A 13477-nucleotide genomic window follows, 5' to 3' on the forward strand; every position below is an offset into this window, starting at 1 on the left:
GACGAAGTACTAGCCGATTTTTTTCAGAGAGACCACGGAAGGTGAGAGTGGTCAAAAAAGGCTAGGAAATGCACCTAGGAGTGGCTTTGGCGCAAGTCAAAGACGAAGCAGCGGACGTTACCCGCTTGAAGGCAGTGCCGAACTGCGAACAAAAGTGGGACCACGCAAAAAAGCGTCTTTTGAATAAGGAAACTTATTTGAAAGACGCTTTTTTCGTATCAAGAAGTTTGGATAAAGTAGGTGAGAAGATGACTTGGTTCAAAAAAGCAATTGCGGCAACAAAAAAACATGATCCATCGGTACGATCAACGTTGGAGATCATCATCACATACCCAGGATTTCATGCCTTGTTTTGGCATCGTTGGTCGCATTTTTTGTTTCAGCATCGCTGGTATTTTTTGGCAAAACTGACGGCCCAGTTTTGGCGTTTCTTGACTGGGATCGAGATTCATCCTGGTGCGCAGATCGGCCAAGGGGTCTTTATCGATCATGGGATGGGCGTCGTGATCGGGGAAACGGCGATCATTGAAGATGATGTCGTCTTGTTTCACGGGGTCACCTTAGGGGGAACCGGTAAAGAGCGGGGCAAGCGTCATCCCACGGTCAAAACCGGTGCGTTTCTCTCAGCCCATGCGCAGATCTTAGGCCCTGTCACGATCGGTGAGCGTGCAAAGATCGGCGCCAATGCAGTGGTTTTGAAGGATATCCCCGCAGAAGCAACTGCTGTCGGAATCCCAGCAAAGATCGTTCGAATCAAAGGAAAGAAGGTTACCCACGATGATTAAAATCTATAATACGCTGACACGAGAAAAAGAAGTGTTTCAGCCATTAGAAGAAAAAAAAGTAAAAATGTATGTTTGCGGACCCACCGTCTATAACTACATCCATATCGGGAATGGCCGCAGTACTGTGTCGTTTGATACCGTGCGCCGTTATTTTGAATACCGCGGCTATACAGTGGACTATTTGATGAATTTTACCGATGTCGATGATAAAATCATTCGTGCGGCAAAAGAATTAGGCACGACGGCCCCAGAAGTGGCAGAGCGTTTTATCAACGCCTTCAATGAAGATACCGCAGCGCTGAACGTCAAACCTGCTACGATGAATCCTCGTGTGATGGATCATATCGAAGACATCATTGCCTTTATTGCTGCTCTTGTAGAAAAAGGCTATGCCTATCCAGTCAATGGCGATGTTTATTACCGTACCCGTAAATTTGCTCACTATGGGCAATTAAGCGACCAATCCATCGATGAGCTGGAAGTCGGCGCAAGCCAGCGGACCGGTGAAGAACAAAAAATCAAGGAAGATCCGTTGGATTTTGCTTTGTGGAAAGCGGCAAAAGGCGATGAGATCGCTTGGGAATCTCCTTGGGGAGCCGGTCGTCCTGGCTGGCATATCGAATGCTCGGTGATGGCTACCAAACACCTAGGCGAGACCATCGATATTCATGGAGGCGGACAAGACTTGACCTTCCCGCATCATGAAAATGAGATCGCCCAAAGCGAGGCGAAAACTGGCAAGACCTTTGCCAACTATTGGATGCATAACGGCTATGTGACGATCGGTGAAGACGAAGAAAAAATGAGTAAGTCACTGGGCAACTTCGTCACAGTGCATGAGATGGTCAAAAAAGTTGATCCGCAGGTGCTGCGTTTCTTTTTGGCAACGACCCAGTACCGCCGACCAATCAAATACAGTGAGACTACCTTGCATGAAGCACAAACCAACCTGCAAAAATTGCGGACGACTTATGAAAATGCCAAATTCCGCTTGAATAGCAGTCATTATCAAGCCAGCGATGAGGAAATCCATGCAGCGGTTCTGGAAGAATTTGAAGAACGTTTCGTCAAAGAAATGGACGACGATTTCAATGCGGCTAACGGGATCACTGTGGTCTATGAATTGGCGAAGTGGCTGAACTTAGCTAGCGAAGACCCAGAAACAGATTTGGCTTTATTAGCCGCTGGATTAGCCAAATTCAGCGAATGGCTGACGATTTTCGGGATTTATTTTGTATCCGAAGAATTGCTGGATGAAGAAATCGAACAGCTAATCAATGAACGGATCGCCGCCCGCAAAGCCAAAGATTTTGCCCGCAGCGACCAAATCCGTGATGAGTTGAAAGAACAAGGGATCATCTTAGAAGATACCCCGCAAGGAACCCGATGGAGACGAGAAGCATGAGAGATTATAAACAATTGAATGGTTTGGCATTGGCCTATGTGGGGGATGCGGTCTATGAAGTCTATATTCGCGATTATTTAGTCGCCCAAGGCCAAACCCGCCCGAACCAACTGCACCATATGGCGACCCACTATGTGTCGGCCAAAGCCCAAGCGGCATTGATCCAAAAGATGTTGGATGAAGAGATCCTGACCGAAGAAGAACATGATTTTTACCGCCGCGGCCGCAATAGTAAAAGCCATACGGGCGCCAAAAATGCCGATGTCACGACGTATCGTATCGCTACTGGCTTTGAATCGCTGATCGGGTATTTGCACCTCACGCAGCAACAAGAACGCTTAGACGAGCTAATAGACTGGTGTATAAAGAAAGTAGGAGAAGAAGATGCGAGAAAAACCGCAAAGAAAGCGTCCAAATAAAAAAACAGCTGGCCGATCAGAAGCCAGACAAGAAAATAAACCGGATCGCCGCAAAGAAGCCGCTGGAGAAGCCATCGAAGATAATTTTGTCTTCGGCTATCATGCGGTTGCTGAAGCCTTGAAAGAAGGGCGAGGCAACAAGCTGTTTCTTTCCGAAGAAGCACGGGGAGAAAAAATCGATCGTTTGAAAGAAATGGCGCGGGAACAGGCAGTTCCAGTCAAATGGGTGCCAAAACAAAAGCTGGATACGATGAGTGACCAAGGGGTCCATCAAGGCATGATCTTGGCGATCACCCCTTATCAGTATTTGACCTTGGATGAATTGTTGGCCCAAACGAAAGAACAGCCGCTGTATCTGATTTTAGATAATCTAGAAGATCCCCATAATTTCGGCTCCATCATGCGAACCGCTGATGCCAGCGGCGTAGACGGGATCATCATTCCAAAACACCGTGCGGTGGGGATCACGCCAATCGTGGTGAAAACGTCGACCGGCGCAGTGGAACATATCCCTGTGGCCCGCGTGACCAACTTGACCCAAGCAGTCCAGCAACTGAAAAAAGCTGGTTTTTGGATCTTCGGTACGGATATGAGTGGCAGTGATTACCGCACATGGAATGCCCAAGGGGCGGTCGGTTTGATCATCGGCAACGAAGGTCGCGGAATGGGGGAAGGTTTGAAAAAAGAAGTGGATCAAATGCTGACGATCCCAATGACTGGGCACGTGCAGAGCTTGAATGCCAGTGTGGCGGCAGGTTTGTTGATGTATCAGGCCTTTACTAGCCGAAATGGGGCGTCCCAATGAAAACCCCTTTGCTGATCGTGGATGGCTACAATATGATTGGCGCTTGGCCGGAGCTGGTTCTTTTGAAAAATCAGGACCGTTTAGAAGATGCCCGAGAAGCCTTACTGAATCGGCTGTCGAATTATGCAAAATATGAAGGGTTGAAAATCATCGTTGTTTTTGATGCCCAACTGGTGCCTGGTGTGACCCAAAGTTACACCAAATATCAGCTGGAAGTTATTTTTACCGAAGAAGGAGAGACCGCCGACAGCTACATCGAACGAATCGCTGGTGAATTAAACAATCGATTGACCCAAGTCACCGTCGCTACCAGCGATTTAGCCGAACAGTGGGTGATCTTCTCTCAAGGTGCTTTGCGAACTTCGGCACGGGAATTGTACAAAAGCGTGGAAAAAACAGAAAAAGACATCCACGAGCATCAAACCGACTTGCGGTTTGAAAATTTCCGACGCAATTCCCCTTGGTCACCTGAACAATTAGCCGAACTTGAAAAGAAATTGCAAGACCTTAGTTAGGGACAAAGTTGGTCTGGTAAATTAGAAGATGTCCAAGCCATTTATGATACGCTCCTTTTGTAGCAAATGAAGCAAAAACAAAAGGAGTGATCTCGATGCGCACAAAGGAAAGACAAGTATCGCACCGTTCAGATAGATTTGAAGAGTTGTTCAGAAAATATCGACCGATCGTTGAGATTTTGCATAAAAAGTATTATCTGCGGGATTATGACTTAGACGATTGGCTGCAAGAAGGCAGGATCGTTTTTAATAAGTGTCTAAAGACTTACGATAAGGACAAAGGAACGACGATCGGTATCTTGTTTAAGCGTTCCTTTGAGAACCGTATCTGCAGCCTGTTGCGGGCGCAGCATGCCCAAAAACGCAAAGCCCAGGTCGATGCCTGCTCGCTGGAAGAAAAGCTTTTACAAGAAGGCAATCGGTTTTTGACCGATCATAATCGCTGTGCGGAAACTGCAGAGACCTACTTGTTCGTTAATGAATCGTTGGCAGAGTATCCGAAAAGTTTATCGTCTTTAGAACGAATGGTTATAATGAATTATTTAAAAGGATTAGAACTTGATCAGATTGCCGCTCAAGAAAAGCTGCCTTATGAAAAAATAAAAAGCGCTTTCAGTCGCGGTCGGACAAAGTTGATAGCGCTTATCAAGGGTGTTTAACAAAAATCTTATTGAAAGTAGAATTATTTTATGGTAAACTTGAAATTTTCTGCTTTTCGTGGTATGATGATGCTCGAGGTGAATGCGATGCCAACAACTTTAGCTACGATCAAGAAAGATTTAGAAGGCCGTATCGGTAGTGAGATTATGCTAGTTGCTCAGACTGGACGTAAGCGTCAAACTGAACGTCGCGGCGTTTTGACAGAAACTTATCCTTCAGTTTTTGTTGTAGATTTGGATCCAAATGAGAATTCATTCGAGCGGGTTTCTTATAGTTATTCAGATATTTTAACTAGAACTGTTGAGATTGAATTTTTATCAGAAGCTGTTTGAAACAAGAAGAGTTGACACTTTGTTGACTCTTTTTTGGTTCAATAAGATAAGGAGTGATGGGATGGCGTTTTTTCTAAAAGAGTTAGGGGAAATGACTGGGGTGGAGTTTTATCAGCTTGCCCGTTTGCGTACAGCGGTTTTTGTGGTGGAACAAGCGTGTGCGTATCAAGAGATCGATGCGATCGATGCACAAGCTAAACATTTATGGGCCCTTGATGAGGAAGGGCAGATCGTTTCGTACGCCCGTATTTTCCAGCAGGAACAAACGGTGCATTTTGGTCGGGTCATTGTGGCACCAGCATACCGGGGGCAAAAAGAAGGCCATCGTCTGATCAAAGAAGTTTTGCATCGCATTGAGCAGTGTTATCCAGCTTTGCCTATTGAGATCGAAGCACAAGCCCACTTAGAAAAATTCTACGGCCAGTATGGCTTTAAAACCATTACACCGCCTTTTTATGAAGACGGGATCCTGCATGTCGGGATGAAAAAAGAAGCAAGCACAGCGACTCTCTAGCGAGGTTCGCGTGCTTGCTTCTTTTAGCGCTATGATTGATGGATCGGATGAATCCGAATCGCTTCTTTCGACCTTATTGACTAAGAGCCGTTTTTTTATCGGATCGTATCATCCAATGATGTTGGACGTGGATCAACAGTGTTGGCAGGAGGCGTTTGCGCTTTTAGAAGGTCACGAATCTCTTCTAAATAATCCTCTGCAGTGACTTCTGGTACTTCTTCTTCCTCAGGTTGTTGTTTCAGATTGCGTAGTTTGTTGACTGCTTTGACAATCAAGAACAAGACAAATGCGGTAATCAAGAACGTAATAATGGCAGTAATTACGCGGCCGAAATCAAAGACCACATTTTTGGCTGGTTCAAAGACCAAGCCAGAAAAGGCATCTGCATTACCAAAGAGTGATAAGATCCATGAAACCAATGGTGTCAGCAATCCTTCAACTAAACTAGTGACGATTGCGGTGAAGGCACTCCCGATCACGACCCCGATCGCCAAGTCAATGACGTTTCCTCGTAAAATAAATTCTTTAAATTCTTTAATCATCCTGTATCCTCCCTTCTAAATCTTACTGACAGTATAGCGAAAAACGCGGGATTTATAAAAAAAAACGCTCGCTGCAGCAGGTTTGATCAGCGAGCCGAGGAGAAAGTTTGTCAGCTATGCTATAATTGAAGAGATAATTTTGCTTCTAGAAGGGGTGTCACATGTCTATTGAATTAAAAAAAGGTGTTCGGTTAACGGTGCTACCGACCAAAAAGTATAAAACGATCCGTTTTTTCGTTCGGTTTACTGCACCATTGCAGGCTGAAATGACCGCCAAACGGACCTTATTGACCAGTTTATTAGAAACGACTAGTTTGGCTTATCCGACACAGACCGCATTTAGCAGTCAGCTGGCAGAGCTTTACGGTGCCAGCTTTGGTATGAATGTTAACAAACGGGGCAATCTGCATCAAATCAATGCAGCGATGTCCTTTGTCAACGGGAAGTACGTGTCAGATGAAGCAGTATTGCCGCAAGCAGCCGCTTTTTTAGCAGAAGTTTTGTTCCATCCGAATGCCCACGAGGAACAATTTGAAGAAAAGAGCTTCACCATCGAAAAACACAACTTGATCGCCTATATGAACAGCGTGGCAGAAGATAAGCAAGCATTGGCTTCTTTAGGGCTGCAAGAGTTGTATTTCGAAAACGATCAGAATCAGAAGTATCCGAGCTTTGGCCGTCCCCAAGACTTAGAAGCTGTGACCGCAAAAGAGCTTTACCAAACCTATCGCTCAATGATGGACAATGATCAAATCGATATTTTCGTGATCGGCGATGTGGTTGAAGCAGAAGTTGCGGCGCTCTTCCAAAACATGGCCTTTACCGATCGGCCAGACCAAGCAATGCCGGTCTTTTATCAGCAAGCGGCGGAAAACATCATTCGCGAGAAAATCTTGCGAGAACCAATCATCCAAGCCAAATTGAACTTAGGCTATCATACTGGCGTGTATTATGACCAAGCCGAGCGGATCGCCTTTATGGTCTTCAACGGGTTGTTTGGCGGATTCCCTCATTCAAAACTGTTTATGAATGTCCGAGAGAAAGAAAGTTTGGCGTATTATGCTTCTAGCAGTATCGATACGTTTCGTGGGTATTTGTCGGTCCAAACGGGGATCGATGGCAAAAACCGCGACAAGGTCTTCAACTTGATCGAACAGCAGCTGCAAAGCTTGCAGCGTGGCGAAGTCACCGCGGAAGAACTGGCACAAACAAAAGCGATGTTGAAAAACCAGTACTTGCTTTCATTGGATAACCCACAAGCACTGATCGAAACAGCCTATCTGAATCAGTGGGTACCGAATACGAAAATGACGGAAGATGAATTTATGCAGAAATTGGCACAAGTGACCGTGGCAGATGTCCAAGCATTGGCTCAAAACGTGTCCTTGCAAGCTGTATTCTTCCTGGATAAGGAGACGACCCATGAATAAAAAAGTCTATCAGCAAATCAATGAGACCCTTTATGAAGAAGTATTGCCAAACGGCTTGAAAGTTTATTTGCTGCCAAAAGCCGATTTCCATAAAACTTACGGACTTTTCAGTACGAACTATGGCTCTGTCGACAATCATTTCGGGTTTTCACCCGAAGCATTGCATCAAGTCCCTGATGGCATTGCCCATTTTCTAGAGCACAAACTGTTTGAAAAAGAAGACGGCGATGTCTTTCAAACCTTTGGTCAGCAGGGGGCTTCTGCCAATGCCTTTACCAGTTTCACGAAAACCAGCTACCTTTTTTCGGCAACCGATCAAATCAAGTTGAACCTTGAAACGTTGATCGATTTCGTTCAAGCCCCGTATTTCACAGAAGAAACCGTCGAAAAAGAAAAAGGGATCATTGGTCAAGAAATCCAAATGTATGATGACGATCCAAACTGGCAGCAGTTTTTTGGCATCATCAAAAATCTGTATCCGAAGCACCCCTTGCATATCGATATCGCTGGTACGGTGGAAAGCATTGCGCAGATCACCGCAGAAGACTTGTATCTTTGCTACAATACCTTCTATCACCCAAGCAACATGACGCTTTTTGTGGTAGGCAATATCGATCCTGAAGAAACGATGGCGTGGATTCGGACCAATCAAGCGGCCAAGACCTTTCCAGAAACGCAGGCGATCATTCGCCAGTTTCCTGAAGAAACCTTTGCCGATATTCAAGCAGAATCAAGTCTTACCATGCCAGTGACACGTGCCAAAGGTGTATTAGGGATCAAAGGAGACTTGAACAAACTGCCGAAATCAGGAAGAGAGCTCTTGCGCTTCAAAAATGCGTTGAATCTTTTCTGCCAATTGGTGTTAGGCAATACTTCCGCCAATTATTTGCGTTTGTATGATCAAGGCATCATCGACGACACATTTGGGTTTGAAGTGAACTTGGATCGCGGCTTTTACTTTGCCGACTTCTCGGGGGATTCTGAAGAGCCAGAAAAAATGTTGGCAGAGATCGAAGCGATCGTAATGAATTTCCAGCAAGATCCAGAGATCAATGAAGAAAACTTGACGTTATTGAAGAAGAAAATGCTAGGGAAATATTTCCAATCACTGAACTCACTGGAGTTTATCGCAAACCAGTTTACCCAAAGTTTATTCGGTGAAACGACGCTCTTTGATCTGCCAGAGGTGATCCAATCGATCACTTTGGAAGATGTCCAGCAAGCGGCTCGTTCCTTTATCGATCCCAAAGCGTTTAGTCGTTTTTACATGTATCCAACGGAAAAAGCCTAAGCGAAGGCTGGTTTTGTCAAACAGCTGTCATCTAAGCGACACTGACTGATTCAAGGAGGAACGCCCAACAGAACAAGGGCTGGCCAACTCCTGAGTCATTCAGTGTTTTCTTTTTGCGTCAAAGGGTGGTTTTTTCTTGCAATTTGATGCCAATTTGGCGAAAAGTATTAAAATTTGTTTGCGAGTTGTGGTTAGGCTATCCTCAGACTTTTTCTTTTATGGTATTCTTTAATTATTGAAGCAAAATCTTTTTTTGTTTTTTTACAAAAATTCACGGAAAAAATGTTATATTTAGTAGACGGCGCGCCCAGATGGCAATCTGCGTGACGGAGTTTTTTTTATTGACGTATACAGGGAACCCCTGTTTTAAAATGATAGAGCAGCTTTGCTGACCTTACGACAAGCAGCGAAGCGATTTTAGGGCTTTTTTTAAAGATGAATAAAAGACTGGAGTAGATGATCGAGTGGCCAACGAAACAACGATTGGAGCAAAATTACGGCAAGCCCGTTTAGATAAAAACATTTCATTGATTGAATTACAACAAATGACAAAGATCCAAAAACGCTATTTAGAAGCAATTGAAGCAGAGCGTTTTGATCAATTGCCAGGCACTTTTTATGTCCGTGCGTTTATTCGCCAATATGCAGCAGCGGTTGGAGAAGACGGCGACAAATTGGTAGCCGTTTTTGATGGCAAAGATACGTTAGACGCCCCCTTACCAAAAAGACCGCAGCCTGAAACCGTCAGCGGCTCACGAAAAGCACAGCACGTAGAAGAAAAAAGCGGCTCATTTGTCGTCCGCTATTTGCCGATGATTCTATTAGGTCTGGTGGCCATTACGATCGTGAGTATCGTGGGCTACATGGCTTGGCAAGACAGGAATACAACGCCGATGATCCAAGGAAGCTCTTCTCTTGTGGTAGAAAATTCAGCGTCTACCGCTTCCACCACGTCAAGTACGGAAGAAACCAGTACTTCGAGTGAAGCGACTGAGTCCTCAAGTACGACGGAATCCAGCGAAGCGAAAATGACGATGACTGCCAGTGATTCGACGCAATCGTCGATCACGATCACGATGAAAGATGCGGAAAATCCTATTGAATTGGCATTTACTGGGCTAGATGCTTCTTGTTGGGTCGGTGTACAAGTCGACAACGCTTATGTGTACCAATACACTGTTCAAGCGGGAGAAACGCAATCGATGACGCTGCCAGAAGGCGCCACGAATGCGACCTTGACCCTGGGCGCAAGCCAAAATATCTCCATCACTGCCAATGGTCAGGAAGTGGACTTTTCTGACCCGCAATTTGAATTGTTACAAAAGACAGTCCGCCTGGTGATTGAATACCAAGACGATGCGGCATAAATCTGACAAATGCGCCTTATTGAGGTATCATTAGCTAAAAAGTTATCTGTTGCATCCGACCATTGAAAAGCAGAAGTAGTGGCATAATTTGCCGTTATTTCGTACAATAGTCGGCAGAGAGGAGTCTATTTCGTGAATTTACCCAATCAATTAACTGTATTACGGATCATTATGATCCCCATCTTTATTTTGGTCTTGGTTTTGCCGATCGATCTTGGCACGCTGACCGTTGGTACGACACAATTAGAAAACACGCACCTTATTGCAGCGATCCTTTTTGCGGCAGCCAGCATTACAGACTGGCTAGATGGCAAGATCGCTCGTTCCAGAGGCCTTGTTACCAACTTCGGGAAGTTTGCTGACCCGTTAGCAGATAAAATGCTCGTCATGACGGCTTTTATCATGCTGGTTGAATTAGACAAAGCCCCAGGCTGGGTAGTTTCGATCATCGTTTGCCGCGAGTTGGCAGTGACAGGTTTACGCTTGTTGTTAGTGGAACAAAGCGGGGAAGTCATGGCTGCTGCGTGGCCAGGGAAAATCAAAACCGCGACACAAATGGTTGCGATCATTTTCTTGTTCTTGAACAACATTCCCTTTTCAATGATCGGTTTGCCTATCGATCAAATCATGTTGTATCTATGTTTGATCTTCACGATCTATTCCGGGGTCGATTATTTCATAAAAAATACGAATGTTTTTAAAGATTCTATGTAAAATTTCTAGATCTAGATAAAGAAGCGATAAAAACAAGGATACAAGTCACGAAAGTTCAGAAGTTTTCTGGACTTTTTTTGTCAATATGAAAGACTTTTACGTATCTGATAAATGAAGGAGTAAACGAATGAAAGCAGAAATTATTGCAGTCGGGACCGAATTACTTTTAGGACAGGTGGTGAATACAAACGCGACCTTCTTGTCAGAAGAACTGGCAAGTCTTGGGATCGATGTTTTTTATCATAGTGTTGTCGGGGACAACCCCAATCGCTTAGAAGAATTGCTGACGATCGCCGACAAACGCAGCGACTTGATCGTATTGTGCGGCGGCTTAGGGCCCACCGACGATGACTTGACGAAACAAGTCACTGCCCGTCATGTGGGACAAGAGTTAGTCAGAGATGAACCAGGTTATCACCAATTGAAAGCCTTCTTTGAAAACAGTCAACGGAGGATGACGGAAAACAATTTGCGGCAGACCCTCGTTTTTAAGGACGGTGTGTCTTTGCCAAATCCCAATGGACTAGCGATCGGGATCTTTTATCAGACAGCCGCTACCAGTTATTTGCTGCTGCCAGGACCACCAAGTGAACTACAGGCGATGTTTCTTACCCACGCAAAACCACTTCTGTTAGAGCAGTTTCCCCAAGAAGAGGTCTTGCTGTCTCGCGTTTTGCGCTATTACGGGATCGGGGAATCGGCATTGGTCACAGAATTGGCCGATTTGATCGAGAATCAAGTCAATCCCACCATCGCTCCTTATGCCAAACCCAATGAGGTCACGCTGCGTCTGACGGTCAAAACTGCAGACGAGGCGCAAGGGATCAAACAATTGGATGCGTTAGAAGAAACCGTCCAAGCACGGGTCGGTGCGTATTTCTATGGGTATGGGGAACAAAATTCGCTGGCAGAAACAGTCGTCGGGCTACTGATCGAGAAAAAGAAAACCGTCACCGCAGCGGAAAGTTTGACCGCTGGTTTGTTCCAAGCGACCCTAGGAGGGATTCCTGGCGTCTCTGAGGTGTTTCCCGGTGGGTTCGTGACATATTCTGCTGCAACAAAAAGCAAGCTCTTAGGCATCGATCCAGGGCTTTTGGAAAGCTATGGGACTGTTAGTCAGGAATGTGCAGAAGCAATGGCCGTCTATGCCCGCAAACAAGCCGAGACTGATTATGCGGTGGCGTTTACTGGTGTTGCTGGTCCAGACGAGTTAGAAGGTCAGCCTAAAGGCACCGTTTGGATCGCCTTAGCTTCTGACAAAGGCGTCTCGAGCCAGCTGTATCACTTCAACCGCGACCGCGCCTATATTCGGCATAGTGCCGTCATGGCGGGCTTAAATCAAATACGTAAGGAATTATTAAATTAATGCGAATGTTTGTTCGTTTTTTCTTGCAATTTCCCGTCAGAAGGACTATTATTATCTTATGAACGACACACGAAAGTGATGAATATAAGGAGGATTATCCGTTTGGCAGATGATCGTAAAGCAGCCTTAGATGCTGCACTAAAGAAGATTGAAAAGAACTATGGTAAAGGTGCCATCATGAAGCTTGGCGAAAAAGTTGATCAACAAATTTCAACGATCCCAAGTGGTTCATTGGCCTTGGATGTTGCATTAGGTGTAGGTGGTTACCCACGAGGACGGATCGTAGAAGTTTACGGCCCAGAAAGTTCTGGTAAAACGACAGTTGCTTTACATGCCATTGCGGAAGTCCAAAAAAATGGCGGAACAGCAGCATTTATCGATGCCGAACATGCGTTAGATCCTCAATATGCGCAAAAATTAGGTGTAAATATCGATGATCTTTTGTTATCACAACCAGATACAGGGGAACAAGGATTAGAGATCGCTGACGCCTTAGTTTCAAGTGGTGCGGTTGATATCGTGGTCATTGACTCGGTAGCAGCTTTAGTCCCACGGGCGGAGATCGACGGTGAAATGGGTGATACCCACGTTGGTTTGCAAGCACGTTTGATGTCACAAGCATTACGGAAACTTTCTGGTTCCATCAACAAAACGAAAACGATCGCGATCTTTATCAACCAAATTCGGGAAAAAGTTGGGATCATGTTCGGGAATCCAGAAACGACGCCTGGTGGCCGTGCGTTGAAATTCTATTCAACCATCCGTTTGGAAGTACGTCGTGCTGAGCAATTGAAATCCGGTACAGATATCATCGGGAACCGCACGAAGATCAAAGTAGTCAAAAACAAAGTAGCGCCACCATTTAAAGTAGCAGAAGTCGACATGATGTATGGTCAAGGGATTTCCCAAGAAGGCGAATTGCTGGATATGGCTGTGGAACAAGACATCGTCGATAAAAGCGGTGCGTGGTATGCCTATAAAGGGGATCGTATCGGTCAAGGTCGTGAAAACGCCAAAAACTACATGCGTGAACACCAAGAAATGATGTTAGAAGTTTCTGCTCGCGTCCGCGATGCTTACGGGATTGGAACAGGAGAGACCGTAACCCTTGAGGAAGCGCAAGAAGAATTACCATTAGACGACTAAGTCTTGAAAAAGCCAAACAACTTCGTTGTTTGGCTTTTTTGTGGCTTTTTGCTAGATTCGTCCATTGTTGAAAAAACATCCGTAAAAAGGAAGGGTTGCGAAAGTTTACTTTATTATTTAAAGTTGACACTCTTGTGTTCAAACATTAGAATAAACGTATGTGGATTTCCACATAAGAAGTAGCGA

The 13477-nt window shown here is 45.1% G+C and carries 15 protein-coding genes and 1 other annotated feature (1 of these 16 cut by a window edge); of the genes, 14 read left to right on the forward strand and 1 reads right to left on the reverse strand.

The window, feature by feature from the left end:
- Positions 1–183, forward strand: a binding site (T-box leader) (it extends 16 nt beyond the left edge of the window).
- A 65-nt stretch (positions 184–248) separates the two neighbouring features.
- The 8 genes from epsC to A5867_RS00965 all read left to right on the forward strand — a co-directional run bounded on the left by epsC (position 249) and on the right by A5867_RS00965 (position 5435).
- Positions 249–785, forward strand: a complete 537-nt coding sequence (gene epsC, locus A5867_RS00930; protein WP_026008130.1) for a serine O-acetyltransferase EpsC — start codon at positions 249–251, stop codon at positions 783–785.
- Positions 778–2190, forward strand: coding sequence for a cysteine--tRNA ligase (gene cysS, locus A5867_RS00935; protein ID WP_016608947.1), 1413 nt, complete (start codon positions 778–780; stop codon positions 2188–2190). Before epsC ends, cysS begins: the two co-directional genes overlap by 8 nt.
- Positions 2187–2609 carry a Mini-ribonuclease 3 gene (locus A5867_RS00940; RefSeq protein WP_005226405.1) on the forward strand — a complete coding sequence of 141 codons (423 nt, stop codon included), beginning with the start codon at positions 2187–2189 and terminating at the stop codon, positions 2607–2609. The genes cysS and A5867_RS00940 overlap by 4 nt, the downstream gene beginning before the upstream one ends.
- Complete coding sequence (gene rlmB, locus A5867_RS00945; RefSeq protein WP_005226411.1) at positions 2575–3414, forward strand: 23S rRNA (guanosine(2251)-2'-O)-methyltransferase RlmB; 840 nt, start codon at positions 2575–2577, stop codon at positions 3412–3414. Before A5867_RS00940 ends, rlmB begins: the two co-directional genes overlap by 35 nt.
- Complete coding sequence (locus A5867_RS00950; protein WP_010748486.1) at positions 3411–3929, forward strand: NYN domain-containing protein; 519 nt, start codon at positions 3411–3413, stop codon at positions 3927–3929. Before rlmB ends, A5867_RS00950 begins: the two co-directional genes overlap by 4 nt.
- Positions 3930–4024: 95 nt before the next feature.
- Positions 4025–4588 (forward strand): sigma-70 family RNA polymerase sigma factor, encoded by a 564-nt coding sequence (locus A5867_RS00955; protein WP_015508689.1) that lies wholly within the window; start codon positions 4025–4027, stop codon positions 4586–4588.
- Between the two features lie 87 nt (positions 4589–4675).
- Complete coding sequence (locus tag A5867_RS00960; RefSeq protein WP_005226417.1) at positions 4676–4921, forward strand: Veg family protein; 246 nt, start codon at positions 4676–4678, stop codon at positions 4919–4921.
- 61 nt (positions 4922–4982) lie between these two features.
- A complete protein-coding gene (locus tag A5867_RS00965) occupies positions 4983–5435 on the forward strand; it encodes a GNAT family N-acetyltransferase (protein ID WP_010748489.1) in 453 nt (150 codons plus the stop codon).
- A 95-nt stretch (positions 5436–5530) separates the two neighbouring features.
- On the opposite strand, the gene mscL is transcribed toward A5867_RS00965, so the two are convergent.
- A complete protein-coding gene (gene mscL, locus A5867_RS00970) occupies positions 5531–5977 on the reverse strand; it encodes a large conductance mechanosensitive channel protein MscL (protein WP_005226421.1) in 447 nt (148 codons plus the stop codon).
- A 161-nt stretch (positions 5978–6138) separates the two neighbouring features.
- Between mscL and A5867_RS00975 the strand changes: the two genes are divergently transcribed.
- From A5867_RS00975 to recA, 6 genes are all read left to right on the forward strand, one after another.
- Positions 6139–7407, forward strand: coding sequence for a pitrilysin family protein (locus A5867_RS00975; protein ID WP_087626682.1), 1269 nt, complete (start codon positions 6139–6141; stop codon positions 7405–7407).
- On the forward strand, positions 7400–8698 hold the full coding sequence (locus A5867_RS00980; RefSeq protein WP_074934338.1) for a pitrilysin family protein: 1299 nt from the start codon (positions 7400–7402) through the stop codon (positions 8696–8698). The genes A5867_RS00975 and A5867_RS00980 overlap by 8 nt, the downstream gene beginning before the upstream one ends.
- Positions 8699–9162: 464 nt before the next feature.
- Positions 9163–10065, forward strand: coding sequence for a helix-turn-helix domain-containing protein (locus tag A5867_RS00985; protein WP_016608952.1), 903 nt, complete (start codon positions 9163–9165; stop codon positions 10063–10065).
- 132 nt (positions 10066–10197) lie between these two features.
- The gene (gene pgsA, locus A5867_RS00990; protein WP_005226440.1) at positions 10198–10779 is read left to right on the forward strand and encodes a CDP-diacylglycerol--glycerol-3-phosphate 3-phosphatidyltransferase; all 582 of its coding nucleotides are present in this window, start codon (positions 10198–10200) and stop codon (positions 10777–10779) included.
- Between the two features lie 127 nt (positions 10780–10906).
- Complete coding sequence (locus tag A5867_RS00995; RefSeq protein WP_087626683.1) at positions 10907–12145, forward strand: competence/damage-inducible protein A; 1239 nt, start codon at positions 10907–10909, stop codon at positions 12143–12145.
- A gap of 102 nt (positions 12146–12247) precedes the next feature.
- The gene (gene recA, locus A5867_RS01000; RefSeq protein WP_005226448.1) at positions 12248–13291 is read left to right on the forward strand and encodes a recombinase RecA; all 1044 of its coding nucleotides are present in this window, start codon (positions 12248–12250) and stop codon (positions 13289–13291) included.
- The last annotated feature ends 186 nt before the right edge of the window (positions 13292–13477 follow it).

Origin of the sequence: Enterococcus sp. 6D12_DIV0197 (genome assembly GCF_002174385.1) — a bacterium.
GTDB classification, from domain to species: domain Bacteria; phylum Bacillota; class Bacilli; order Lactobacillales; family Enterococcaceae; genus Enterococcus_D; species Enterococcus_D casseliflavus.

Bases quoted from the DNA above. Each gene is read 5' to 3' on its own strand.
- rlmB (WP_005226411.1), top strand. From the start codon at position 2,575: ATGCGAGAAAAACCGCAAAGAAAGCGTCCAAATAAAAAAACAGCTGGC.
- epsC (WP_026008130.1), top strand. From the start codon at position 249: ATGACTTGGTTCAAAAAAGCAATTGCGGCAACAAAAAAACATGATCCA.
- mscL (WP_005226421.1), bottom strand. From the start codon at position 5,977: ATGATTAAAGAATTTAAAGAATTTATTTTACGAGGAAACGTCATTGAC.
- A5867_RS00950 (WP_010748486.1), top strand. From the start codon at position 3,411: ATGAAAACCCCTTTGCTGATCGTGGATGGCTACAATATGATTGGCGCT.
- cysS (WP_016608947.1), top strand. From the start codon at position 778: ATGATTAAAATCTATAATACGCTGACACGAGAAAAAGAAGTGTTTCAG.
- A5867_RS00980 (WP_074934338.1), top strand. From the start codon at position 7,400: ATGAATAAAAAAGTCTATCAGCAAATCAATGAGACCCTTTATGAAGAA.
- A5867_RS00965 (WP_010748489.1), top strand. From the start codon at position 4,983: ATGGCGTTTTTTCTAAAAGAGTTAGGGGAAATGACTGGGGTGGAGTTT.
- A5867_RS00960 (WP_005226417.1), top strand. From the start codon at position 4,676: ATGCCAACAACTTTAGCTACGATCAAGAAAGATTTAGAAGGCCGTATC.
- A5867_RS00940 (WP_005226405.1), top strand. From the start codon at position 2,187: ATGAGAGATTATAAACAATTGAATGGTTTGGCATTGGCCTATGTGGGG.
- A5867_RS00975 (WP_087626682.1), top strand. From the start codon at position 6,139: ATGTCTATTGAATTAAAAAAAGGTGTTCGGTTAACGGTGCTACCGACC.
- A5867_RS00995 (WP_087626683.1), top strand. From the start codon at position 10,907: ATGAAAGCAGAAATTATTGCAGTCGGGACCGAATTACTTTTAGGACAG.
- A5867_RS00955 (WP_015508689.1), top strand. From the start codon at position 4,025: ATGCGCACAAAGGAAAGACAAGTATCGCACCGTTCAGATAGATTTGAA.